This window comes from Ensifer sp. (genome assembly GCF_035999185.1).
Lineage (GTDB): Bacteria > Pseudomonadota > Alphaproteobacteria > Rhizobiales > Rhizobiaceae > Ensifer.
This window is the reverse complement of record NZ_DASYHB010000103.1, coordinates 14,433-37,940: the sequence shown is the minus strand read 5'-3', so window position 1 is coordinate 37,940 and position 23,508 is coordinate 14,433. Positions and strand designations below refer to the sequence as shown.

At 63.5% G+C, this 23,508-nt stretch carries 18 protein-coding genes; 10 read left to right on the top strand and 8 right to left on the bottom strand.

Annotated elements, in window-relative coordinates; all coding sequences use genetic code 11:
• Positions 1-6: 6 nt before the first annotated feature.
• A complete protein-coding gene (locus tag VGO04_RS11590; protein WP_327496120.1) occupies positions 7-1,077 on the bottom strand; it encodes a D-alanyl-D-alanine carboxypeptidase family protein in 1,071 nt (356 codons plus the stop codon).
• Positions 1,078-1,270: 193 nt separating this feature from the next.
• Here VGO04_RS11590 and VGO04_RS11585 point away from each other — a divergent pair, with 193 nt between their 5' ends.
• Together VGO04_RS11585 and VGO04_RS11580 are read left to right on the top strand one after the other, a co-directional pair.
• The gene (locus VGO04_RS11585) at positions 1,271-2,434 is read left to right on the top strand and encodes a M20 aminoacylase family protein (protein WP_327496104.1); all 1,164 of its coding nucleotides are present in this window, start codon (positions 1,271-1,273) and stop codon (positions 2,432-2,434) included.
• Positions 2,435-2,453: 19 nt separating this feature from the next.
• Entirely contained in the window at positions 2,454-2,918 is a 465-nt protein-coding gene (locus tag VGO04_RS11580) for an Lrp/AsnC ligand binding domain-containing protein (RefSeq protein WP_057254736.1), read from the top strand.
• A gap of 63 nt (positions 2,919-2,981) precedes the next feature.
• Here the strand turns inward: VGO04_RS11580 and VGO04_RS11575 are convergent, their stop codons facing one another.
• Positions 2,982-4,034: an NAD(P)-dependent alcohol dehydrogenase gene (locus VGO04_RS11575; protein ID WP_327496103.1), complete on the bottom strand. Its 1,053-nt coding sequence runs from the start codon at positions 4,032-4,034 to the stop codon at positions 2,982-2,984.
• Positions 4,035-4,252: 218 nt separating this feature from the next.
• Here VGO04_RS11575 and VGO04_RS11570 point away from each other — a divergent pair, with 218 nt between their 5' ends.
• Positions 4,253-5,191 carry an AraC family transcriptional regulator gene (locus VGO04_RS11570; RefSeq protein ID WP_327496102.1) on the top strand — a complete coding sequence of 313 codons (939 nt, stop codon included), beginning with the start codon at positions 4,253-4,255 and terminating at the stop codon, positions 5,189-5,191.
• 41 nt (positions 5,192-5,232) lie between these two features.
• On the opposite strand, the gene VGO04_RS11565 is transcribed toward VGO04_RS11570, so the two are convergent.
• A complete protein-coding gene (locus VGO04_RS11565; protein ID WP_327496101.1) occupies positions 5,233-5,715 on the bottom strand; it encodes an Lrp/AsnC family transcriptional regulator in 483 nt (160 codons plus the stop codon).
• Between the two features lie 78 nt (positions 5,716-5,793).
• Between VGO04_RS11565 and VGO04_RS11560 the strand changes: the two genes are divergently transcribed.
• Both VGO04_RS11560 and VGO04_RS11555 read left to right on the top strand, forming a co-directional pair.
• Positions 5,794-8,850 (top strand): aminotransferase class III-fold pyridoxal phosphate-dependent enzyme, encoded by a 3,057-nt coding sequence (locus VGO04_RS11560; protein WP_327496100.1) that lies wholly within the window; start codon positions 5,794-5,796, stop codon positions 8,848-8,850.
• Positions 8,851-8,954: 104 nt separating this feature from the next.
• Positions 8,955-9,965 (top strand): amino acid ABC transporter substrate-binding protein, encoded by a 1,011-nt coding sequence (locus VGO04_RS11555; RefSeq protein WP_327496099.1) that lies wholly within the window; start codon positions 8,955-8,957, stop codon positions 9,963-9,965.
• Positions 9,966-10,426: 461 nt separating this feature from the next.
• Here VGO04_RS11555 and VGO04_RS11550 read toward each other — a convergent pair whose 3' ends face one another.
• From VGO04_RS11550 to VGO04_RS11535, 4 genes are all read right to left on the bottom strand, one after another.
• A complete protein-coding gene (locus VGO04_RS11550; RefSeq protein WP_327496098.1) occupies positions 10,427-11,314 on the bottom strand; it encodes a branched-chain amino acid ABC transporter permease in 888 nt (295 codons plus the stop codon).
• 25 nt (positions 11,315-11,339) lie between these two features.
• Positions 11,340-12,077 carry an ABC transporter ATP-binding protein gene (locus VGO04_RS11545; RefSeq protein WP_327496097.1) on the bottom strand — a complete coding sequence of 246 codons (738 nt, stop codon included), beginning with the start codon at positions 12,075-12,077 and terminating at the stop codon, positions 11,340-11,342.
• An 85-nt stretch (positions 12,078-12,162) separates the two neighbouring features.
• Complete coding sequence (locus tag VGO04_RS11540; protein WP_327496096.1) at positions 12,163-13,326, bottom strand: ABC transporter substrate-binding protein; 1,164 nt, start codon at positions 13,324-13,326, stop codon at positions 12,163-12,165.
• 20 nt (positions 13,327-13,346) lie between these two features.
• On the bottom strand, positions 13,347-15,227 hold the full coding sequence (locus VGO04_RS11535; protein ID WP_327496095.1) for a branched-chain amino acid ABC transporter ATP-binding protein/permease: 1,881 nt from the start codon (positions 15,225-15,227) through the stop codon (positions 13,347-13,349).
• A gap of 179 nt (positions 15,228-15,406) precedes the next feature.
• Between VGO04_RS11535 and VGO04_RS11530 the strand changes: the two genes are divergently transcribed.
• The 5 genes from VGO04_RS11530 to VGO04_RS11510 all read left to right on the top strand — a co-directional run bounded on the left by VGO04_RS11530 (position 15,407) and on the right by VGO04_RS11510 (position 20,522).
• The gene (locus VGO04_RS11530; protein ID WP_327496094.1) at positions 15,407-16,270 is read left to right on the top strand and encodes a MurR/RpiR family transcriptional regulator; all 864 of its coding nucleotides are present in this window, start codon (positions 15,407-15,409) and stop codon (positions 16,268-16,270) included.
• Between the two features lie 65 nt (positions 16,271-16,335).
• Complete coding sequence (locus tag VGO04_RS11525) at positions 16,336-16,998, top strand: isochorismatase family cysteine hydrolase (protein ID WP_327496093.1); 663 nt, start codon at positions 16,336-16,338, stop codon at positions 16,996-16,998.
• 34 nt (positions 16,999-17,032) lie between these two features.
• Entirely contained in the window at positions 17,033-18,376 is a 1,344-nt protein-coding gene (locus VGO04_RS11520) for a glutamine synthetase family protein (protein WP_327496092.1), read from the top strand.
• Positions 18,377-18,396: 20 nt separating this feature from the next.
• Complete coding sequence (locus tag VGO04_RS11515) at positions 18,397-19,215, top strand: N-formylglutamate amidohydrolase (RefSeq protein ID WP_327496091.1); 819 nt, start codon at positions 18,397-18,399, stop codon at positions 19,213-19,215.
• The gene (locus tag VGO04_RS11510; protein WP_327496090.1) at positions 19,212-20,522 is read left to right on the top strand and encodes an aspartate aminotransferase family protein; all 1,311 of its coding nucleotides are present in this window, start codon (positions 19,212-19,214) and stop codon (positions 20,520-20,522) included. The genes VGO04_RS11515 and VGO04_RS11510 overlap by 4 nt, the downstream gene beginning before the upstream one ends.
• A 33-nt stretch (positions 20,523-20,555) precedes the next feature.
• Here the strand turns inward: VGO04_RS11510 and VGO04_RS11505 are convergent, their stop codons facing one another.
• The gene (locus tag VGO04_RS11505; protein WP_327496089.1) at positions 20,556-23,480 is read right to left on the bottom strand and encodes an aminotransferase; all 2,925 of its coding nucleotides are present in this window, start codon (positions 23,478-23,480) and stop codon (positions 20,556-20,558) included.
• Positions 23,481-23,508: the final 28 nt, after the last annotated feature.

The window sequence follows — 23,508 nt, the reverse complement described above, 5'->3', positions numbered from 1 at the left end:
CTCCGATCAGAATGTCGGCCGCGGCACGGGGATCGGCACATTGACGGCGTCACCTTGTGCGGTCTCTTCGGCGACGACCTTCGGCGCCTTCTCCCCGCTGCCGGCAATGAGGCCGGCAAAGGCGAGCTTCAGCGGCCGGTTGATTTCGTGGATATAGGGCGACAGCAGTTTCTGCCGTCCGGCCTCGTCGCGGCCTTCGCTGCGCACCTTGGCGGCCGCCTTCGAGCAGATCTGCTTGCTGACGTCGGCCACCATGTCGCGCGTTTCGCCATAAGGTGGAATCTGCACCAGCGACGGTTTTCCGGTGCCAATCGTCGTCAGCGCCATCTGCAAAAGACGTGCGGATTCGTCGGTACGCGCGCCGAGGCTATCTTCGCCGAGCACGACCGATACGACGCTGCGGCCGTCACGGGTGGCTGACGATACCTGGTTGAAGCCGGAGGCGCAGATGAAGCCGGTCTTCATGCCGTCAGCGCCTTCGAAGCGGCCGATCAGCTTGTTGTAGTTCGGATAGTTCTTCTTGCCGGTCGTAAAACCTTCGAGCGAGAAATAGGAGGCGTATTGCGGGAACTCGCGCTTGAGCGTGATCGCCAGCACCGCGAGATCGCGGGCGGTCGTGTACTGGCCGGCGCCGGGCAAGCCGTTGGGATTGATGAAGTTGGACGAGGTCATGCCGATGCGGCGCGCCTCGGCGTTCATGCGCTCGATGAAGGCGGGCTCGGAACCACCGACCGTCTCGGCAATCGCGACGGCGACGTCGTTTGCCGATTTGACCAGCATCATCTTCAGCGCGCTGTCGAGCGTCATCGCCTGGCCGGGCTTGTAGAACATCTTGCTCGGCGGTTCGGCCGCCGCGTTCTTGGTCATGACGACGGGGCTTTCAAGCGTCAGCTGCCCGGACTTGATGGCGCGGAACGTCGTATAGGCCGTCATCAGCTTGGTCAGCGATGCCGGATACCATTTCTGGAAGATATCCTGGTGCTCGTAGACCTTCAGCGAATTGACGTCGACGACCAGCCTTGGATTGGCCGCGGCCGGCAGAGCTGCAAGAAGCGTTGCGCAAGCCAGCGCCGTCACTCCAAGCGCCTTCATCTTGCCACGCGTGAAAAATCCTGCTGTCACCACGATAGAACCTCGAAAATCCGCTGTTGCCTCGTCTCGTCCGGCTATTTAGCCTATATGGCGAGGAGATGGCAAAGCCCATTCACGCGGGCCACTGCCAATCCACGACAGATACTCTAGTGATCGAACAGATCGACAGGACGAACCGATGCCCATACTCAACCGTGCCGCCGAGCTCCAGAACGAAGTCGCCGAATGGCGGCGCCACCTGCACAGGAACCCGGAGCTCCTGTTCGCGGTCGAAAATACGGCATCCTTCGTCGAAAAGAAACTGAAGGAATTCGGCGTTGACGAAGTCGTGACGGGGCTCGGGCGCACCGGCGTCGTCGGCCTGATCCGCGGCAATCTCGGCGCGGGCCGCACCGTCGGCCTTCGCGCCGACATGGATGCGCTGCCGATCACCGAAACCAGCGGCAAGCCCTGGGCGTCGGAAACATCCGGCAAGATGCATGCCTGCGGCCATGACGGCCACACCGCCATGCTGCTCGGCGCCGCCAAGTATCTGGCCGAGACCCGGAATTTCGCCGGCCAGGTCGCCGTTATCTTCCAGCCGGCCGAAGAAGGTGGCGGCGGCGGCAACGAGATGGTCAAGGACGGCATGATGGAGCGCTTCGCGATCGCCGAGGTCTACGGCATGCACAACATGCCGGGCATGCCCGTCGGCCATTTCGGCAGCCGCGTTGGCCCGATCATGGCGTCGACCGACGAGTTCACTATCACCATCAAGGGCCGCGGCGGCCATGCCGCCCAGCCGCACAAGACGATCGACCCGATCGTCGTCGGCACCCAGATCGTCACCGCACTGCAGACGATCGCGTCCCGCACCGTCGACCCGCTTGCCTCCGTCGTCGTTTCCGTCACCAAGTTCCACGCCGGCTTCGCCCACAACGTCATCCCCGAGGATGCGGTTCTTGGCGGCACCGTTCGCACGCTGATGCCTGAAGTGCGCGACATAGGCGAGGCGCGCATCCGCACGATCGCAGAAGGCGTGGCCGGCATCTACGGCGCAACGGTCGAGGTTGCCTACAACCGCAACTACCCGGTGACGGTCAACCATGCCGACGAGACCGGCTATGCGCTGCAGGCAGCGGCCGAGATCGCCGGGACAGGCAACGTCAGGCCGTCGCTCGACCCGATGATGGGCGGCGAGGATTTTTCCTACATGCTGCTCGCACGCCCCGGCGCCTTTGTCTTCATGGGCAACGGCGATACCGCGGGGCTGCACCACCCGGCCTATGATTTCAACGACGAGGCGATCCCGCACGGCATCTCCTACTGGGTAAAGCTCGCGGAAACGCGACTTGCCGCCTGAGGCACCGGTGGGAGGCTCCATGCATCAGATCGACAAGATTGACCGTAGAATTCTCAACATCCTCCAGGCGGATGGCCGCATCACCAATCTGGAGCTTGCCGATCGCATCGGCCTGTCGCCGACGGCGACAAGCGAGCGGCTGCGCCGGCTGTTGAAGGAAGGTTATGTCTCGGGCTTCGGCGCGAGACTGGACCCGCACAAGCTCGGCTTCGGCCTGCTGGTCTTCATCGAGGTCATGCTCGACAAGACCACACCTGATGTCTTCGACCAGTTCGCCGCAGCCGTCAAACAGGCACCGGCCGTGCTCGAATGTCATATGGTGGCGGGCGGTTTCGACTATCTGGTGAAGACGCGCTTCGAGGATATGGCGGCCTACCGCAACTTCCTCGGCCAGGTGCTCTGGACGCTTCCGGGCGTCAAGGAGACCCGCACCTACGCCGTGATGGAAGAGATCAAGAACGACGGGCCGCTGCCCCTCGTTTGAGCCCGCTATGGCGGACAGAAAACGGCCCGGCATTCAATGGACGCCGGGCCGTTTCGTTTCTGCTTAGGCAGCGTCCTGCAGCGACGCCATGTCGATGACGAAGCGGTAGCGCACGTCGCTCTTGACGACGCGCTCATAGGCCGCGTTGACGTCCTGGATGCGGATCGTTTCGATTTCCGAAACGATGTCGTGCTTACCGCAGAAGTCGAGCATTTCCTGGGTTTCCTTGATCGAGCCGATCATGGAGCCGGAAATGCTGCGGCGTGCGGGCACCAGCGAGAAGGCGTGCACCGGCACCGCGTTTTCCGGAATGCCGACCAGCACCAGATCGCCATCGACCTTCAAGAGGTTGAGATAGGCATTCCAGTCGATCTCGGCGGCAACCGTGCAGATGATCAGGTCGAACGTGCCTGCAAGAGCCTTGAAGGTTTCAGGGTCGTTGGTGGCGTAATAGTGATCGGCACCGAGCTTCAGCCCGTCTTCTTTCTTGGAAAGCGTCTGGCTGAGAACGGTGACGTCTGCACCCATCGCATCCGCCAGCTTGACGCCCATATGGCCAAGGCCGCCCATGCCGACGATCGCGACCTTCTTGCCAGGCCCCGCCTTCCAGTGGCGCAGCGGCGAGTAAAGCGTGATGCCGGCGCAAAGAAGCGGTGCGGCCGCATCGAGCGGCAGGTTTTCCGGGATCGAAAGGACGTAGCCTTCCTTGACGACGATATGATCCGAATAGCCACCCTGCGTCGCTGTCTTGCCGTCGGCTTCGACGCCGTTATAGGTCACGATCAGGCCCGGCATGTAGTGTTCCAGGTCGAGGTCGCGGGTGGCGCAGGTGGTGCAGGAATCGACGAAACAACCGACGCCAGCGCGGTCACCCACCTTGAATTTGGTAACCTTCGAACCGACCGCCGTGACGATGCCGACGATCTCGTGGCCGGGCACCATCGGGAAGGCTGAGTTGCCCCATTCGTTGCGGGCCTGGTGGATGTCGGAGTGGCAGACGCCGCAATATTTGATCTCGATCACCACGTCGTCGTCGCGCGGTTCGCGGCGCTCGAAGGTGAAGGGCGTCAGCGGCTTCGACGCATCGGTCGCCGCATATCCTCTTGCAATGGCCATCAGTCTGTCCTCATTTTAGGAAAGGGTGCAGGTCCGGAGGAAGTCCGGCCTGACGCACCTCGGACTATGGGTGCCCGGCCGCAACAAGCGTTAGAGCGATCCTGCAAAGTTTTTGCACAATCCTACAAGATTGACAGTGACGCGCTGGAGATGGCACGTCAGTGTCCTACCTGAGCATTGCCTCACACAATGCTAAGCCGCTGGAAAGACCTGAGATTATGACAGCCACGCGACAGACCGCCCGCTTCGAGATGATTGACGTCATTGCCCGGTTTGCCGAAAGGGACGGCGACCACCGGACAGACATTAACGGTCTGACCCTGCATCGCCATGGCGGCGATGCCCCGGTCAACTGCTCCGCCTACCGGCCAAGTCTCGCGATCATCGTGCAAGGCACAAAACGCGTGGTGCTGGGCGGGGAAACGCTGATCTACGGCGCATCCGACTATCTGCTGACATCGATCGATCTGCCTGTTCTCTCCCAGGTCTGCCAGGCTTCCGCCGACGAGCCCTATCTCAGCATGGCCTTCACGCTCGACCCCGGCAAGATCCAGGCCCTGCTTGCGTCGCTGTCGCAACTGCCGGCGCCGAACACCTCGGCCCGCGGCATGAGTGTCAGCAAGATCATGCCGGATCTCGAAGACGCGGCCCTTCGCCTGCTGCGCCTGCTTGAACGACCTGATGATATCCCCGCGCTCCTGCCGCTGATCGAACAGGAGATCCTTTATCGGCTTCTGACCGGCCCGCACGGTCACCGCCTGCGGCAGATGGCAACGACCGACAGCCAGCCGCACCAGGTCGGCCGCGCCGTTGCCTGGTTGAAGGAGCATTATTCGCGGCCGCTCAAGATCGACGACCTTGCCAACCGTGTTTCCATGAGCGTCTCGTCGCTGCATCATCACTTCAAGGCGATCACGGCGATGAGCCCGCTGCAATACCAGAAGCAGCTGCGGCTGCAGGAGGCGCGCCGGCTGATGCTGGAGGAAAGCCTCGACGCCGGCGATGCCGGCCATCAGGTGGGTTATGAGAGCCAGTCGCAGTTCAGCCGCGAATATGCGCGTCACTTCGGCGAGCCGCCGATGCGCGACATCGGCCGTGTACGCCGCTCGTTGCTCGAAAGGCTCGCTCCGCAAGCGGAGTTGCTGAGCGAGGGCTAGCGCAAGCCCAGAGTATCGGCGCTGGCCGATATCTCGAAGTATCAGCTCCGCTCGATATCTCTCCTGAGCACAATCGACGTCGTCAGGTCTTCGACATTGTCCATCGTCGCCACCTCGTTGCGCAATTCGTTGAGCGCGTTGATCGAGCCGACCTCCACCTCGACAACGAGATCAAGTTGGCCGCTGACCGACGATACCTTGCGCACAGACGAGAAGCCGGCAAGGCGATCAAGCACCCCGATCGAGGGCGTGCGCTTCAAGGTAACGAGCAGGAAGGCCTGGATCGTGCCGTCCTCCAGTTGCCCGATATCAGCGCGATAGCCGCGAATGACGCCGGCTTTTTCAAGCCGGCTGACCCGCTCGGTCGTCGCACTGCGGGAGAGACCGATGCGCCCCGCCAGAGACTTCATCGGGATGCGCGCTTCCTGCGACAGGATACTGAGGATGGTGCGGTCGATCGCGTCAATGTCCTGCATATCCGCTCCTCCTGATCGCGCCGACAAGATGACGGTTATTATAAACATAGTGCCGGTGCAACCGGCATATTGCCGGATGCATCATGTCGCCGCTCATGTAACTCTCGATCACAGATGAGGGTCCCCATGAACGATATGCTGAAGACGACGCCTGACTTTTCGACCGATGCCGCAGCAGAACTGCTGAAGTCGCACTATGGCCTGACCGGCGCGCTTTCGCTCCTTGCCAGTGAGCGCGACCAGAACTTCAAGGTCGAGACCGAGGGTCACGGCACCTACATCCTGAAGATCGTCAACGGTGCCGAACCGGAAGCCGAAAGCGACTTCCAGACGGCGCTGCTCAGCCACGTCGGCACCCATGCCGCCGATCTGCCGGTACCGCATATCCGTCCGACGCTATCGGGTGAGAGTCTCGCTTCGACCACGAGCGCGCGCGGCGTCACCCATCGCCTTCGCCTCGTCAGCTGGGTCGAGGGCCTGCCGCTGGCCGAAACCGGTCGTAGCGACGCCGCCCTCCAGTCGCTCGGGCAGATGCTCGGCCGCTTCGACGCGTCGCTCAGAGGTTTCATGCATCCGGGTGCGCTACGCGATCTCGACTGGGACATCCGTCATGCCGGTCGCTCGGCCGATCGGCTGCATCACGTCACCTCCGCCGAAGACCGGGCGCTGCTCGAACGCTTCCTCGCACGCTTCGAAAAATCCGTCGCGCCGCGGCTTGCGACCCTTCGCGCTCAGGTCATCCACAACGACGCCAACGATTGGAACGTTCTGGTCGCCAAGGCCGACCATGACACCATCTCCGGCCTGATCGATTTCGGCGATGCGTTGTACGCGCCCGTCATCGCCGAAGTGGCGATCGCCGCCGCCTATGCCGGGCTCGACCATCCCGACCCGATCGGCGCTGCCGCCGCGATCGCCCGTGGCTTCCATCAGGAATATCCGCTGACGGAAGAAGAAGTCGACATCCTGTTCGATCTCATCGCCATCCGGCTCGTGACCTCGGTCACCATCTCGGCGTCGCGCCGCGCCCACACCGACGACAACCCCTATCTCGCGATCAGCGAGCGTCCGGCCTGGACCTTGCTGCGCAAGCTCGACCGGATGAACCCGCGCTTCGCCACCGCGATCCTGCGGCATGCCTGCGGTTTCGAGGCGACCGCAGGTGCCCGCAATGTCAACGCCTGGATCAACGCCAACCGCAAGACGCTGAAGCCGCTGCTCGAACGGCCGGCCGCCACCTACCCGGCAGCGCTCGTGCCCTATGGCGACCCCACACACCCGATGACGGTGAAATCCGCGGGCGAACAGCCGGACGAAGCCCAGGCGATCTGGGAGGATTATTGCCGCGAACACGGCATCGCGCTCGGCATTGGCCCCTTCGCCGAGGAGCGCACGGTCTATGCCGGCGAGATGTTCGTCTCGCGCTTTATCGACCACACCCGCCGCACCCATCATCTCGGGCTCGACCTGTTCATGGCGGCCGGCACCAAGCTTTACACCCCGCTTGCAGCAACCGTCGTCAGTGTCGAGATCGAAGAAGATCCGCTCGGCTACGGCTGCCTGATCGCACTTCGCCATCAACCGGAGGGCTGCCCGCCCTTCGTCACGCTCTGGGGCCACATGGCGCATGAGGCGATGCGCCGTATCAAGGCCGGCGACCGGCTGGAGGCTGGCGCGCTCGTCGGCGAAATGGGCGCGCCGAAGGAAAACGGCGGCTGGGCGCCGCATCTGCACCTGCAGCTTTCGACCGACACCAGTCTCTCGGCGACCGAAATCCTAGGCGTCGGAGAACCGCAATTCCTCGACGTCTGGGCGGAACTCTTCCCCGATGCCCGCACCTTCGCCGGCATCGCTGAAGAATTCTACGAGAAGAAGGGCCGCTCGCACGAGGAAATCGTCAAGCGTCGCAAGGAACTGCTGCTCCCCAACCTCTCGATCTCCTATGACAAGCCGATCAAGTTCGTGCGTGGCGAAGGCGTCTGGCTGATCGACGACAGCGGCCGCGCCTATCTCGACTGCTTCAACAATGTCTGCCATATCGGCCACGCCCATCCGGCGGTGGTCGAGGCGATGGCGAAGCAAGCGGCGATCCTCAACACCAACACCCGCTACCTGCACGACAACATCGTCGCCTATGCCGAGCGACTGACGGCGACGCTGCCGAAGGAGCTGACGGTTGCCGGCTTCGTCAACAGCGGCTCGGAGGCCAACAGCCTCGCCTTGCGGCTGATGCGTGCACATACCGGCCGCGAGAATGCGATCACCCTCGACTGGTCCTATCACGGCACGACCCAGGAGCTGATCGATATCAGCCCCTACAAGTTCCGCCGCAAGGGCGGCAAGGGTCCGAAGCCGCATGTGCATGTGGCGACCATTCCCGACAGCTACCATGCACCGGCCGACTGGCCGGTCGAGGAGCACGGCAAGCGCTTTGCCGAAAGCGTCGCCGAACTGATCGCGGCGATGCAGGCCAGGGGCGAAGGTCCGGGCTTCTTCATCGCGGAATCGATCCCGAGCGTCGCCGGCCAGGTGTTCCTTCCGGAAGGCTATCTGAAGGAAGTCTATCGCCTGGTGCGCGAGGCCGGCGGCGTCTGCATCGCCGACGAGGTGCAGGTCGGCTTCGGCCGCGTCGGCAGCCATTGGTGGGCCTTCGAGACGCAAGGCGTCGTGCCCGACATCGTCACCATGGGCAAGCCGATCGGCGACGGCCATCCGCTCGCAGCGGTCGTCACCACCCGTGAGGTCACCGACAGCTTCAACAACGGCATGGAGTATTTCAACACCTTCGGCGGCAATCCGGTCTCCTGCGCCGTCGGCCTTGCCGTGCTCGACGTCATCGAGGGACAGGACCTGCGCGGCAACGCGCTTACGATCGGCAACTACCTGATCGACGCATTCCGCGCCATGCAGGCGCGATACGAGGTGATCGGCGACGTGCGCGGCATGGGCCTCTTCCTCGGCATCGAACTGGTCACAGACCGCAAGACCAAGGCGCCGGCCACCGAGTTCGCCCGCGCTGTCTCCAACGGCGCCCGCCGCCGTGGCGTGCTGATGGGAACGGAAGGCCCGCATGACAATATCCTGAAAATGCGCCCGCCGATGATCTTCTCGAAACGCGATGCCGATCACCTGATTGCCGTGCTCGAAGAGACCTTCGAAGACGTATCGAAAACACTCGGCTAAGGCCGGTGCACTAGCAGGAAAGACAAAGCGAATTGGCCGGGATGCAGGCGCATCCCGGCAGCGAAGACGCATGCCCAAAACATCAAGAAGAGGAGAACAGGACAATGAAATTTGGAGTTCTAGCACTGGCGAGCGCGGCGTTTCTTGCCGGCACCGCCGCCAACGCCGGTATGCTCGACGTCATCAAGGAGCGCGGTGAGCTTCGCTGCGGCGTCAGCCAGGGCGTGCTCGGCTTTTCCGCGCCCAACGACAAGGGCGAGTGGACCGGCTTCGACATCGATTTCTGCCGTGCGGTCGCAGCCGTAGCCCTCGGCAATCCCGACAAGGTGAAATACGTGCCGCTCTCGACCAAGGAGCGTTTCACGGCGCTGCAGTCGGGCGAGGCCGATCTTTTGTCGCGCCAGACCACCTGGACGCTGTCGCGCGACACCGATCTCGGCATGAGCTTCGTCGGCGTCAACTACTATGATGGCCAAGCCTTCATGGTGCGCAACGACCTCGGCGTGAAGAGCGTCAAGGAACTTTCGGGCGCCTCCGTCTGCACCGAGACCGGCACGACGACCGAGCAGAACATGGCGGACTATTTCGGCGCCAACAACATCCAGTACCAGGTGGTTGCCTTCGAAAAGGCCGACCAGACGATCCAGGCCTTCAACACGGCACGCTGCGACGTCTATTCGACCGACGCCTCGGCGCTTTACGCCCAGCGCCTGACGCTCAACGATCCCGATCGTTTCGTGGTGCTGCCCGAAGTGATCTCCAAGGAACCGCTCGGCCCGGCCGTGCGCCAGGGCGACGACCAGTGGTTCAAGATCGTGCGCTGGACGCTGTTTGCGCTGACCGAGGCCGAAGAACTGGGGATCACCAAGGACAATGCCGCCAAGCTCATCGAAAGCGGCACGACCGCGCAGAAGCGTTTCCTTGGTATCGAGAACGAAGCCGGCAAGTCGCTCGGACTTGATCCGAAATGGGCCTACCAGGCGGTTTCCGCCGTCGGCAACTACGGCGAAGTCTTCGAACGCCACCTCGGCAAGGACAGCCCGCTGAAGATCGACCGCGGTCTCAACAAGCTCTGGAGCAATGGCGGCCTGATGTACGCTCCGCCTGCACGCTGATCCCGCGAGCAATTCCGACGGGTCTCCGTTCGGAATTGCTCGATCGAGAGAAAAGCGCCAACGAGACGCCGCGGCCCTCCCCGCGGCGTTTTCGTTTTTGGCGTTAACGAAAAGCGATTGCCTTCAGCCTGACAGGCCGAAGCGCATCTGGCACGCTGGAAGCTGACCCGTGGCCATTGGTGCCACTGCCAATGTCCAATAGCCCGGTTCACTCGCGATGGATTGAGAAATCCTGAGGGGCATCTCGCAATCTCCCTCAGCCCTGTGCTTGTCACAGGGGTCCAGTCAGCCCAAGTCCTTGGGCTGAAAAGAGTCTACGACCCGACGGACGTCGAGTCGCTGGATCCCCGCCACAAGGGCGAGGATGACGGAGTATGAGGTGGGCATTAAGAGAAAATATCTGTCTGTCAGCTGCCTAGTTCAGTAGTAACGCACGGCACCGCGGCGACGGCCGCAACTCCTCAGAGCTTGACGATCGTCTTGCGGGCAAGCAGCCCCTGCGGTGCAAAGAGCAGCACGCCGATCACGAGCAGGATGGTAAAGGCATCGCGGTAGCTGAGCAGGCTTTCCGGCAGATAGGCCTGCAGGAACACCTCGATGAAGCCGAGCAGGAAACCACCGGCTACGGCACCCGACAGGCTGCCGAGCCCGCCGATGATCGCGGCGATGAAGGCTTTGAGCACCGGCAGGAAGCCCATCAGCGGATCGACGCTGCCACGCTGCGCCACCCAGAGGATGCCGGCAACGCCGGCAAGCAGGCCGGAGATGGCAAAGGCCGTCGCAACCACCGCATTGGCACGGATACCCATCAGCCGAACGATGGCGAAATCTTCCGAGGCAGCGCGCATGGCACGGCCAAGCACGGTGGTGCGCAGGAAGAGATTGAGGCCGACGAGCATGATGATCGTCACCAGGATCGAGGTGCCCTGGATCAGCCCGAGATGCAGGCCGCCGATCTCGATCGTGCCGGAAAAGCTTTCAGGCATCGGCACGGGCTTCGGCCGTGCTGAAATGAAGTTCTGGAAAATGACGCGCAGGATGGCGCTGACGGCAAAGCTCGTCAGGAGCAGCGTCGTGCCGCTGGCGCCACGCACGGGCCTGAACGCGATGCGCTCCATCAGCATGGCGAGTGCAATCGCGATCAGGAGCGCACCGCAGACAGCGAGCGGAAACGGCAGGCCGAGGAGAAGCGCGAAGCAGAGACCGTAGCCGGCAGCCGTCATCAGCTCGCCATGGGCGAAGTTGATGAGCCCCATGATCGAGAACACGACCGCAAGGCCAAGGGCTAGAAGCGCATAGGTACCGCCGAGGCTGAGCGCGTTGACGAGCTGCTGCAGGAACATGTCCATGGTTTTGACCTCTACGCCCCGGGCTTCAAGCGCCGAGATAGGCGCCCTGGATTTCAGTTGAATTGCGAAGCTCGGCGGCCGTGCCCGAAAGAACGATGCGGCCATTGGCCATGACGTAGCCGGCATCGGCGATCTCGAGCGACAGCGACACGTTCTGTTCGACGAGCAGGATCGTCAGGCCCTTTTGCCTCAAGCCCGCGATCAGGTCGAAGATCAGGTCGACGATCTGTGGGGCAAGGCCAAGCGAGGGTTCGTCGAGCAGAAGCAGGTCCGGCGACGACATCATCGAGCGGGCGATCGCCAGCATCTGCTGTTCGCCACCCGAGAGCGAGCCAGCCTTTTGGGCGAGACGCTCCTTCAGGATCGGGAAGCGCGACAGCATGTCTTCGCGCACTTCTGATATTGCGCCGCGCGCCTTGTGCATGGCGCCGCCGAGCAAAAGGTGTTCGTCGACAGTCAGGCTCGGAAAGATCCGCCGGCCCTCCGGCGTCAGGGTCATGCCGAGCCGGACGATCTGTTCTGGAGCGAGGCCTGAAATATCCTGACCGTTGAACGAGACGCGCCCCGCCTTCTTTGCCGCTAGCCCGACAAGCGAATTCAAGGTCGAACTCTTGCCGGCACCGTTGGCGCCGAGCAGGGTCACGATCTGCCCTTTGCCGACGGTGAGATCGACGCCCTTCAGCGCCTCGACCGCGCCATAGGCGACCTTGAGGCCGCTCACTTCCAGAAGCGGCTTCGGAACGGGAATTTCACTCATCATCATCGGGGCAAAGTCCTTGCCGTGGATTGCGAAGCAGCGGCGGAAGAAGCGGTCCCCTGTGAAGTCGGGGACCGCCACTCGAGGTCGATCAGGGTGCCGGAATGTCGGCAGCCGCCGGAACGCCCTGGCTGATCAGCTGGCGGTTGCCGCCTTCGATCTGCACCAGCGAAACCGAACGCATCGGCATCCCTTGCGTGCCGGCATAGGTGATCGGGCCGGTAACACCCTTGACGTTTTCGAGCGAGGCGATCGCGTTGCGGATAGCGACAGGATCGATGCTGTTGGCTTCGGTCACCGCCGCATCGATGACCTTGCCGAGGTCGTAGCCGTTGGCGATGTAGACCGTATCCGGCTCCTGGCCGAACTTCTCTTTGTACTTCACGTTGAAGTCGGCAAGCGGGCTGCCTTCGCTGGCAAAGCCGGCCGTGGTGAAGACAACGCCGTCAACCGTGGCGCCGAGGCCGAAGGTGGTCGGGGAATCGATGCCGTCACTGCCAAGGATGGGAATGGTCACGCCGGCACCGCGCAGCTGGCGTATGAAGGCCGGGAAATCCGGCTCATAGGCAGCGGTCATGATCACGTCGGGCGCCGGGTTCATCGCCTTGATCTTGGTGACTTCGGCGCCGAAGTCCTGCTGACCCATGCTGTAGGTGCCTTCGCCGAGAAGTTCGCCGCCCTTGGCCTTGAAGGCCACGCCGAAATATTCCGGCAGCTTCAGTGTATAGGCGCTATCGGGCGACTTCAGGATATAGGCCTTCTTGTAGCCCTTCTCGGTGGCATAGGTCGCAAGCACCGAAGCCTGGACGTTGTCGGCCGGATAGTTGCCGAACATATAGTCGCCGACGGCAAGCGGCATGGTCGGCGTCGTGGCGCAGAAGGAGAAGGCCGGGATCTGGGCGGCTTGCGTCACTTGGCCAGCGGCGATCGACGGGTCGGCGTCGCAGGGGGTAATCACGATCTTGACACCCTCGTCGACCAGTTCCTGCGCCACCAGCGCCGTCTGGGCCGCATCCGAGCGGGTGTCCTTGGCAACGAGCTTGATCGGGAACTTGCCGGCGGCACCACCGGCCGCGTTGATTTCCTCGACCGCCATCTCCAGGCCCTTCAGCGACGGCTGATCGTAAGGCGCGAGACCGCCTGTCTGCGCGGTCGCAAGACCGATGACCAGGTCTTCGGCCAGAGCCGGCAGCGGCGACAGCGCGATGCCAGAAAGGATTGTGGTGAGGCACAGGGCCCTGACGTTCTTTTTCATCCGGAAAGCTCCCTCTTTGATTATGCAGGTTTGTGAACGCCCGGTGCACCGGACGGAAAATCGGACGTCGCGGCGGCTTCGCTCCGCGGCTGGGCCGTCGAGCGACGACGGCCTATATAGGCCTCGATGACATCCGGATTGGCCTGGATCTCCGCCGGCGTGCCAATCGCGATCTGCTGGCCCTTGTTGAGCACCACGACGACGTCGCAGAGCCGCATGATCAGTTTCAGGTCGTGCTCGACGACGAGCAGGCCGAGACGATATTTGACGCGGATGCGGTCGAGGACATGCATCAGCTCCTCGGTCTCGATCGGGTTCATGCCGGCAGCCGGCTCGTCGAGCAGCAGATAGCGCGGCCTCAGCGCCAGCGCCCGGGCGATTTCAAGCCGTCGCTGCGCGCCGTAGGAAAGCGTTCCCGCGAGCCGGTGGGCAAACTCCGCAAGCCCGACTTCCTCCAGAACCGCCAGAGCGCGGGCGGCCGGATCTTCGCCATCCGCCTTCAACGCGCTTGCCGCGACGGTGACGTTTTCGAGAACCGTCAGATTCTTGAACAGGCGAATGTTCTGGAAGGTGCGGGCAAGGCCGGCAACCGGAACCGCATGGACCGGCAGTGAGGCGACATCCTGGCCGTCGATCAGCACACGCCCGGTCGATGGCGGCACGACGCCGGAAACACTGTTGATCAGCGTCGACTTGCCTGCTCCGTTCGGGCCTATCAGGCCGGTGACGAGGCCGGGTTTGATGTCGAAGTTGGCGTTTTCGAGCGCGACGAGACCGGCAAACTTCTTGCCGAGGTTTTCGACCCGAAGCGTGCCTTGACCGGTTACGGAAACTGGTGTTGCCGTCGTCGCGCCGACCGGCGCCTGGCTCTTCGCCGTCGGGCGCTTGAACCAGCCGAAACGCTCGTCGAGTTCACGCACGCCGAAAAGGCCATCCTGCAGGCGGTACATCACGACAAGGATGGCCACGCCGATGCCGATGTCGGTCAAACCGAAAACCGTCGGCAGCTTCAGGAAGCCCAGATCGACGCCGCCTTCGAGTTTACGCAACAGCTCCACGATCAACATGATGACGGCAGCCCCGCCGACGGCACCCGAGACCGTGGTGATGCCGCCGAGGATGAGCATCGCCAGGAGCATGAAGGTGAGGTTGAAGTAGAAGTCCTTGGGCGAAAAGGCGCCGAGGAAATGGGCAAGCAGCGCGCCGGCGGCACCGGCGAGCACGGCGCCGAGAACCCAACCGAAGAAGCGGTGCAGCTTGACATTGACGCCGACGGCGGTGGACGCAATCTCGTCCTCGCGCGAGGCCCGAAGCTTCAGGCCGGCGCTCGAATCCCGGTAAAGGCGCGCGACCGCGATGGCCGCGATGGCAAAGGGCAGCGCCACCCAGAGATTGACCGCGCGCGGAATGCCGAAAAAGGTCTGGCTGCCGCGGGTGAAATCGGTCGAGGCGACGAGCACGACGTGAACGATCACGAGAAAGCCGAGTGTGGCGATCGAGGCCGATGAGCCGCCAAGGCGCGCGACCGGAATGCCGATCAGCACCGCGACCAGGGCGACCACGACAAGCGCAATTGCAAGAGCCGGCAGGAAGGACATGCCCGTGCCCGCCAGCCATTCCGGCAGATGCGGCAACGCCGTCTTCTGGATGATCGGGTTCAGCGTCAAGAGGCCAGACGTATAGGCGCCGATCGCCATGAAGCCGACATGGCCGAAGGAAACGATGCCGGAATTGCCCGCATAGATGCCGATGCCAAGCACGGCGATGACGTTGATCATGTAGAGCGTCACCAGACGCTCGCCGCTGCCCGGAAAGAACAGCGAGGCGACGGCGGCGGCTGCCAGAAGCGGCAGCGACGTCACAAGGATACCAACGACGGTTTCTCGCCTGACGCGAACCATCCGCATTCCCCCAGATTTTCGGCCCGCCTCATCTTTTTGGCTCGGGCCCGTTCCCGAAATGAACGTTAACGCAGATCGATCAAATGTCAATCTTGTTTCAAAAAACATTCTCTGCTAGCAATTATGTAACAAAAATTAGAAAACAGGATTCACGCCATCATTTTTGGGAGGCAGAAATCGTGGCAATCCGGGACCGACTGACAGACGGCGCAATCACCTTCACGCGCTCTGAACTGAAGATCGTCAGGCAGCTTCTGTCGAACTATCCGGCAGCGGGCTTGAACACCGTCGCGCATCTCGCCGCCGCCGCCGGCGTCAGCAATCCGACCGTCGTGCGTTTTGCCAACACGCTGGGCTTCGAGGGCTATCCCGAATTCCAGAAGGCGCTGCTGAGCGAAGTGCAGGAGCGCATGAGTTCGCCGCTCTCCATGCTCGACGAGCGGCGCCCGTCGCTGGAGCAGGAGAACTTCTACCAGTACTTCCTGCGCGCCAGCATCCATGCGTTGGAATCCTCAATGCAGATGCTGCCTTCGGAAGATTTCGAGGCCGCGGTCGATGCGGCCGCCGACATGAGCGCCCGCATCCACTGCCTCGGCGGCCGCTTCAGTGGTTTTCTCGCCGGCCTCCTCTGGTCGCACATGAAGCAGCTGCGCGGCGACACGCGCTGGATCAACGGCAGCCAGGCCGACCAGGTCGACCAGCTCGTCGATCTCGGCAAGCGCGACGTGCTTTTCGTCTACGATTACCGCCGGTACCAGAACGACACGATCCGCTTTGCCCGCCAGGCGGCGACGCAAGGCGCGCGCATCGTGCTTTTCACCGACCGCTGGCTCTCGCCGATCGCCGATTTCGCGACCGTGACACTGACGGCACCGGTCGACACGGTCTCGCCCTACGACACGATGGTACCGGCGATCGCCCAGACGGAAGCGGTGATCGCGGCGCTGACGGCCCGGCTTGCCACCCAGTCGCGTGGCCGCATCGAGCGCATGGAAGAGCTGCGCCGCGGCTATCAGATCACCGAGGACGCCTTCAATCCTTGAGGTCGAGGACGACCGCTAATCCTTTTTGCCGTCATGGCGAACCAGACGAACCGAGGAGAATTCGAATGAGTGCAGTCACTGTTAAAGTCGGAGACGATCTCTTGCGGCGCGACAGCGCCTATGAGGCCGGCCGCACCTCGCTGCTGTTCGTCGACATGCAGCGCATCTGGTGCGAACCCAATCTCGACCCGACCCATCCTCAGGATGCCGACAGCTACTATCACAGGCGCCTGCGCCAGACGGTCATCCCCAACCAGGTGCACATCCTGGATGCGGCGCGCAAGGCCGGCTGCGAGGTGCTGCACACGATCATCGAGAGCCTGACGCTCGACGGCCGCGACCGCTCGCTCGACCACAAGCTCTCCGACATGCACGTGCCGAAGGGTTCGCCCGAGGGCCAGGTCATTCCGGAACTGGCTCCCATCGACAACGAGATCGTGCTGCCGAAGACGTCGTCTGGCGTCTTCAACTCGACCAACATCGATTACGTCCTGCGCAATCTCAACACCCGCTACCTGATTATCGCCGGCGTCATCACCGACCAGTGCGTCGACATGGCCGTGCGGGATGCGGCCGATCGCGGCTACCTGGTCACCGTCGTCAACGATGCCTGCGCCACCTACAGCCAGGAACGCCACGACGCGGCATTGCGCGCCTACTCGGGCTATTGCTGGACGACCGACACCGACACCGTGGTCAGCCGCCTGAACGGCCTGCGCCAGGCCTGAGCCGTCACCAAGAACAAGACTGGAGGGGAACCCTATGACGGAAACCAAAAACGGCAACGCGGCGGCCGACTTGATCGAGCTCGCAACCTTCGTCACCACGGATATCGCCGGCATCACCCGTGGGCGCAGCTTCGCCGCGACCGAGATTGACAGCTACCTGCGCAAGGGCGTCGGCTGGGTGCCGGCCAACCTGGCGCTCACGCCGTTCGACCTGATTGCCGAGAACAACCCCTGGGGCTCGGCCGGCGACCTGCGGCTGATGGCGGATCCAGACAGCAAAGCGCGCGTCACGTGCCTGCCGGACGAAACGCCGCTGCATTTCTACCACGCCGACATCACCGACCTTCAGGGCAATGCCTGGGACTGCTGCGTGCGCAGCTTCCTGAAACAAACGCTGAAGGAATATGAAGAGGCGGGCCTCAAGGTCATCTCGGCGGTCGAGCAGGAATTCCAGCTTCTCGGCGTCGACTGGCCGGACGCGCCCTCCTTCGGCCTGCGCGCCCAGCGCCGCGCCGAGCCCTTCGGCTCGCTCTTGATGACCGCGCTCAAGGAGGCGGGCGCCGAACCGGAAATGTTCCTGCCGGAATACGGCAAGGACCAGTTCGAAATCACCTGCCGCCCGGCCGACGCGCTAACGGCGGCCGACCGTGGCGCCACGATCCGGGCGATCACCAAGGAAGTCGCAGCCCTCTTCGGCTGGAACGCGAGCTTCGCACCGAAAACGGCCGCCAACGGCGTCGGCAACGGCGTGCACCTGCATGTGAGCTTCACCGATCTCGAAGGCAATCCGGTCACTTTCGACGCCGCGCGCCCGGGGCGTCTGTCCAAGGTCGCCGGCTCGTTCGCCGCCGGCGTCATCAGGCATCTGCCGGCACTGACCGCCTTCACAGCTCCCTCTGTGCTGTCCTACATGCGGCTCGTTCCGCATCACTGGAGCGCGGCTTACACCTGCCTCGGCGAAAAGAACCGCGAGGCGACGCTTCGCATCTGCCCGACGCTCGACCTGCCCGGCAGCAATCCGGCCAAACAATTCAACATGGAGTATCGCGCCGCCGACGCCTGCGCGAGCCCGCATCTGTCGATCGCCGTGTTGTTGAAGGCTGGCCTCGAAGGCATCAAGGCCGGGCTCGAACAACCGCCTTTGATCAATTCCGACCCGTCCGATTTCTCCGACGAAGACCAGAGGAAGCTTGGCATCCGTCGTCTGCCCTCAAGCCTGCCGGAAGCGCTCGATACGCTGGCTGCTGACCCCGTTGTCACTGGTTGGTTCTCCAAGGATTTCCTCGACTGCTACATGGCGATGAAGCGCAAGGAGATCGAGATCGTCGACGGGCTCTCGTCGGACGAACTCTGCGCCCGCTATGCGGCAGTCTACTAATTGACGGACGGGCCCCGACCATGACCTCGACACCGGCCATCAAGAGCCCCGAACGCGGTGCGCGACACGATGCAAGCGCGCCGCTGCTGGCGATCGACGAACTGCCGCCTTATGCAGTCTTCAACCCGGACGGCGCCTCGCCGATCCTGCTTCTGTGCGAACATGCGTCCAACCGCATGCCGCGCGCGCTCGGCGACATGGGCCTGCCTGATCACGAGCGGCAACGCCACATCGCCTGGGACATCGGCGCCATGGCGCTTGCCCAACACTTGAGCCTGAGCCTCGACGCGCCGCTGTTCTTCACCAACTATTCGAGGTTGGTGATCGACTGCAACCGGCCGCTTGCCGCCCCCTCGATGATCCCCGAGATCAGCGAGACGACTGAGATCCCAGCCAACAGAAACCTTGGCGATGCCGAGCGGCAGCAGCGGATCGATACGCTGTTTTCCCCTTTCGCCAATGCCGTCAGCCGCCGCCTCGATCGGCTAGAGGGCGAAGGCAAACGCCCCTTCGTCGTCGGCATCCACAGCTTCACGCCCGTCTATTTCGGCAGGCCGCGCCCGTGGCAGGCCGGCATCCTCTATCGCGATGCGGTCGGCTTTGCCGATTCGCTGATCCGCGAACTGGCAAGCGAGACGCATCTGACGATCGGCGACAACGAGCCCTACAACATTCACCCGGACGAGGACTACACCGTGCCCGTCCACGCCGACGCGCGTGGGTTCCCCGGCGTTCTGGTCGAGGTCCGCCACGATCTGATCGACACCGATGCCGGCGTCACCGCCTGGGGCGAGCGGCTGACCCGGTGTCTGAAAGCGAGCATCGGGGAAGGCCCGTGACCGCGCTCTACGAAAGAGACAAGGCGACGATCGCTACCCTGCAGAAGCTGCGCTTCTTCCCGCTCGCCGTTGCCGGCGGTCGCGGCGCGCGGGTGGTCGAAGACGACGGCCGCGAGCTGATCGATCTCTCTGGCGCCTGGGGTGCGGCAAGCCTCGGCTACGGCCACCCCGCATGGGTCGAAGCGATCTCCCGCGCCGCCGCCAGCCCGGCCGGCGCGAGCGTGCTGTCGGCCGCCAACCGTCCGGCAACCGGGCTCGCCGAGAAACTGCTCGCCGCCTTTCCAGGTTCAGGCGACAACAAGGTCTGGTTCGGCCATTCCGGCTCGGACGCCAACGAAGCCGTCTTTCGCGCCGTCACCCGCGCGACCGGGCGCACGGGCGTCATTGCCTTCGTCGGCGCCTACCACGGCTGTACCGTCGGCTCTATGGCCTTTTCCGGCCACAGCGTGCAGGCGGGTGCCACCAAGGCCGAGGGCCTTCTGCTGCTCCCCTACCCTGATCCGTACCGGCCTTACCGCGACGACCCGACGGGCGGCGCGATCCTCGACGAATTGCGTCGGCGTCTCGAAGCGGCACCGGACCATTTCGCGGCCGCCTTCATCGAACCGATCCAGTCCGATGGCGGCCTGATCGTGCCGCCGGCCGGCTTCTTCAGGGCGTTTGCCCAAATCTGCCGGGAATTCGGCGTGCTCGTCGTTTGCGACGAGGTGAAGGTCGGGCTCGGTCGCAGCGGCCGGCTGCACTGCTTCGAGCATGAGGATTTCACACCGGATATTCTCACGATCGGCAAGGGGCTCGGCGGTGGGCTGCCGCTGTCGGCGGCGATCGGACCTTCGCGCATTCTGGATTGCGCCAGCGCCTTTGCCATGCAGACACTGCACGGCAACCCGATCTGCGCCTCTGCAGGCCTTGCCGTTCTCGAAACGATCGAGCGGGAGGAATTGATCCAAGCCGCGGAAAGCAAAGGGCAGCGACTGCGCGACGGCTTGCAGAAGCTGGCTGCGCGCCATTCTCTGATCGGCGACATTCGTGGACGCGGTCTTGCCTGCGGCGTCGAACTCGTCACCGACAGCCAATGCCGATCGCCGGCCTCGCGCGCGACGGCCAAACTGGTCTACCGCGCCTATGAACTTGGCCTCGTCCTCTACTATGTCGGGATGAACTCGAACGTTCTGGAAATGACCCCGCCGCTGACGATCACCGATCAGGACATCGACGCGGCACTCGACATTCTCGACGAGACTTTCGACGACGTGATCACAGGTCGGGTTTCCGATGAGAGTCTGGCGGATTTCACCGGCTGGTAGCCAGTCGCGGGGACAACGCCACCGCCTCTGACTTTACCACCCGTCTTCCAGCACGCGCGCCAGCATGTCGGCAAAAAAGTCGGCGCTTTCCTTGCTCAGGCAGAGCGGCGGCTTGATCTTCAGCACGTTCAGGTGGTCGCCGGTCGGCTGCATGATGACGCCGAGATCGAGCAGCCGGTCGCAGATTGCCGCGGTCTCCTCAGTGGCCGGCGCGAGGGTCTCGATATCGCGCACGAATTCGACGCCGAGATAAAGCCCCATGCCGTGGACCGCGCCGATCAGCGGGAAGCGCTGTCCAAGCGCTTCAAGCCGCGCCTTCAGGTAGCCACCGACCACGCGAGCGTTTTCCGGCAGCCGTTCCTCGGTCAGGATATCGAGCACCGTCTGCCCGACGACCGAACTGACCGGACTGCCGCCGGCCGACGAGAAGAAATAGCCCTCCTTCTCCAGCGCGTCGGCAATCTCGCGACGGGTGATGACCGCGCCGAGCGGATGGCCGTTGCCCATGCCCTTGGCGACCGTGATGATGTCCGGCACGACACCCTGCTCTTCAAAACCCCAGAAATAATCGCCGAGCCGGCCGTAGCCGACCTGCACCTCGTCGGCGATGCACACGCCGCCGCGAGCCCGCACCATGGCGTAGACCGCGTCGAGATAGCCCTTGGGCAGCGGAATGCCGCCGGCATTGCCGTAGACCGGCTCGCAGATGACGCCGGCGAGCTTTTCGCCCGCGGCATCGAGGGCGGCAAGCTTGGTGACGACGGAGCGCACATAGCTGTCGCGCGTATCGTCGCCACGGAACTCGCCGCGATAGGTGTTGGGGGCGGTGACCGGATGGACCCATTCGGGCCGGGTCTGCAGCGCCTGCGGATTGTCGGCGATCGAGGTCGAGACTGCGTCGCTTGCCACCGTCCAGCCGTGATAGGCCTCAAGCAGGCTGACGACATTGCGTGCACCGGAATAGGCCCAGGCAAGCCGAAGTGCGAGATCGTTCGCCTCCGAGCCGCTGTTGACCAGAAACACCGTGTCGAGCCCCTCGGGCGCGAGCGCTGCGAGCCGGGCCGAGAACTCGGCGACCGACGCATAATGAAAGCGTGAATTGGTGTTGAGCAGCGACCATTGCCGCCCGACGGCGGCGGCGAGCCGTGGGTGGCCGTGGCCCAGAATGGTCACGTTGTTGACCATATCGAGGTAGCAGCGCCCCTCAACGTCAAAGAGATGTTCTTTAAAGCCGCGCTCGATCTGCGGCGGCTGCTGGTAATAGTTTTTCTGCGGCCTGGCGAAATGCTGCTCGCGGCGGGCAAGCAATGCATCGCCGTGCGGTTCCGGTGCATCGCATTCAAACCCGAGAATGCCCGCCGGCGATGGACATACGCGCCGCCATGCTTCGGCCTGACGCGGCGTCGAAAAGAGCGGCGGGATGAGACCGTGTTCTCGGCAAAGCTGGACGCGGATCAGGCCGAAGGATCGCTGTTCACCGGAAACGACCCCCAGCACCGCCCCGGCGATGATCGTCTCGACCACGTCGGCGCCAACTTCCACGCCTTCGAGAAACAGGTTCGCCTCTGCGCCTTCGAGCACCAGCAGACCGTCTTGCCGGACAACACGCGCGGCAAAGGGAGCGATGATCTGGCGACCGGCCTCAAGGCAGATGTCGACATGCAATGCGAAGGTGGCGTCGGGCCTGGTGGACCTGAGGGTGGTCTCGGTGATCCGGTACTCGCCGTAGCGCGTGGTCGCCACGCCGATCGCGTGCGCCGCGTGCTGCAGCAACGAGACCGGCAGCCCCTGGTGCTGCCAGCGGTCTTCCGGCAGGAGCGGGCTCAGGATCGACAGATCGATGTGGCGCACATCCGTCGGCCCGAGCCCCGGGATCAGGCTTGTGCCGGTCACGGGCGTCGACGCGGTCGCCAACCCGACGGCTGCAAGAACGGCATGTTCCATCAGCGCCAGCGGAACGGAGGACGCCACCTCGAAGATCTCCCGCTCATGCGCGGCATTGCCCTCGACATAGGCGTTGTCAGGCTCGCGGGAGAGTTGATGTTCGGAGCTGGCGACCAGCACCGAAGCGCGGGCGACGACCAGCGGCCAGAGTGCCTTCAGCTCCACCTCGGTCAAGGGGCATGCCGCATGAAACGCCTTGACCGCCGGCAGGATGAACCAAGGGTCGCCATCGGCATGGTGCAGCAGCGAGGCACAGGTGACGGCGAGTTCGGCCACCAGCCAGCCGTTCAAGAGATCACCGAAATCGATGACGCCATCCGGGATTGGCCGGCCGGCGGCATCCGGCTGGCTGACGACGTTGTCGTCGGTGATGTCGTGATGGATCGCCTGGATCCTGAGATCCGGGATCAAAGGTTGCAGGCGCCGCATGGCCCCGACCACGACTTCGGCGATCCGCTTCTTCTGCTGCTGGTCGACCATTTCGGCAAGCAGATGCAGAATGACAGGGCCGGCGCGGCGCAAATCCCATTGCAGTTCGCGCACAAGGCCGGGATGGTCGAAATCCTGAAGTGCCGAGGCGAGTTGACCGGCGAGCGCACCGAGCGCTGCAACAGCCTCCCGCGACAGGTGCTTGCGCCGGGTCAGTGGTTCGCCGTCGAGGTAGCTGAGCAGCCGGATCCGGTAAGCTTCGCCACGCACCGTCACGCTCTCGATCGCTCCCCCTTTGAGCGAGGGTACGAGCTTGGGAACACGCGCCGAGGCCAACCTTTCTGAAAGGTGCCGCAGAGCGGCGTTCTGCGCTTCGAGCTCAAGCGGCTCGTATTCGGCACGACAGATCTTCAGGACGTAGCGACGTTCTCCGGTATCGATGCGATAGTTGCGATCCTGCTGGCTGCCAAGCTCGCGGATGGGGCCGGAAAATCCGTAATGCTCGATGAGCAGCGTGGCCGCTTCTTCGGCCGTGACATCGGGCCTCGGCAGCTCGCTGCGAAGCTTCAGCGCGTCCTCAACCATGATCTCGTCATCCTCCCATCCGGCGGTC

Excerpts from the sequence above, each read along its gene's own strand:
- VGO04_RS11560 (WP_327496100.1), top strand. The coding sequence starts at position 5,794 with ATGAACGATATGCTGAAGACGACGCCTGACTTTTCGACCGATGCCGCA.
- VGO04_RS11505 (WP_327496089.1), bottom strand. The coding sequence starts at position 23,480 with ATGGTTGAGGACGCGCTGAAGCTTCGCAGCGAGCTGCCGAGGCCCGAT.
- VGO04_RS11565 (WP_327496101.1), bottom strand. The coding sequence starts at position 5,715 with ATGTTTATAATAACCGTCATCTTGTCGGCGCGATCAGGAGGAGCGGAT.
- VGO04_RS11525 (WP_327496093.1), top strand. The coding sequence starts at position 16,336 with ATGAGTGCAGTCACTGTTAAAGTCGGAGACGATCTCTTGCGGCGCGAC.
- VGO04_RS11520 (WP_327496092.1), top strand. The coding sequence starts at position 17,033 with ATGACGGAAACCAAAAACGGCAACGCGGCGGCCGACTTGATCGAGCTC.
- VGO04_RS11550 (WP_327496098.1), bottom strand. The coding sequence starts at position 11,314 with ATGGACATGTTCCTGCAGCAGCTCGTCAACGCGCTCAGCCTCGGCGGT.
- VGO04_RS11515 (WP_327496091.1), top strand. The coding sequence starts at position 18,397 with ATGACCTCGACACCGGCCATCAAGAGCCCCGAACGCGGTGCGCGACAC.
- VGO04_RS11575 (WP_327496103.1), bottom strand. The coding sequence starts at position 4,034 with ATGGCCATTGCAAGAGGATATGCGGCGACCGATGCGTCGAAGCCGCTG.
- VGO04_RS11545 (WP_327496097.1), bottom strand. The coding sequence starts at position 12,077 with ATGATGATGAGTGAAATTCCCGTTCCGAAGCCGCTTCTGGAAGTGAGC.
- VGO04_RS11555 (WP_327496099.1), top strand. The coding sequence starts at position 8,955 with ATGAAATTTGGAGTTCTAGCACTGGCGAGCGCGGCGTTTCTTGCCGGC.
- VGO04_RS11570 (WP_327496102.1), top strand. The coding sequence starts at position 4,253 with ATGACAGCCACGCGACAGACCGCCCGCTTCGAGATGATTGACGTCATT.
- VGO04_RS11585 (WP_327496104.1), top strand. The coding sequence starts at position 1,271 with ATGCCCATACTCAACCGTGCCGCCGAGCTCCAGAACGAAGTCGCCGAA.
- VGO04_RS11540 (WP_327496096.1), bottom strand. The coding sequence starts at position 13,326 with ATGAAAAAGAACGTCAGGGCCCTGTGCCTCACCACAATCCTTTCTGGC.
- VGO04_RS11535 (WP_327496095.1), bottom strand. The coding sequence starts at position 15,227 with ATGGTTCGCGTCAGGCGAGAAACCGTCGTTGGTATCCTTGTGACGTCG.
- VGO04_RS11580 (WP_057254736.1), top strand. The coding sequence starts at position 2,454 with ATGCATCAGATCGACAAGATTGACCGTAGAATTCTCAACATCCTCCAG.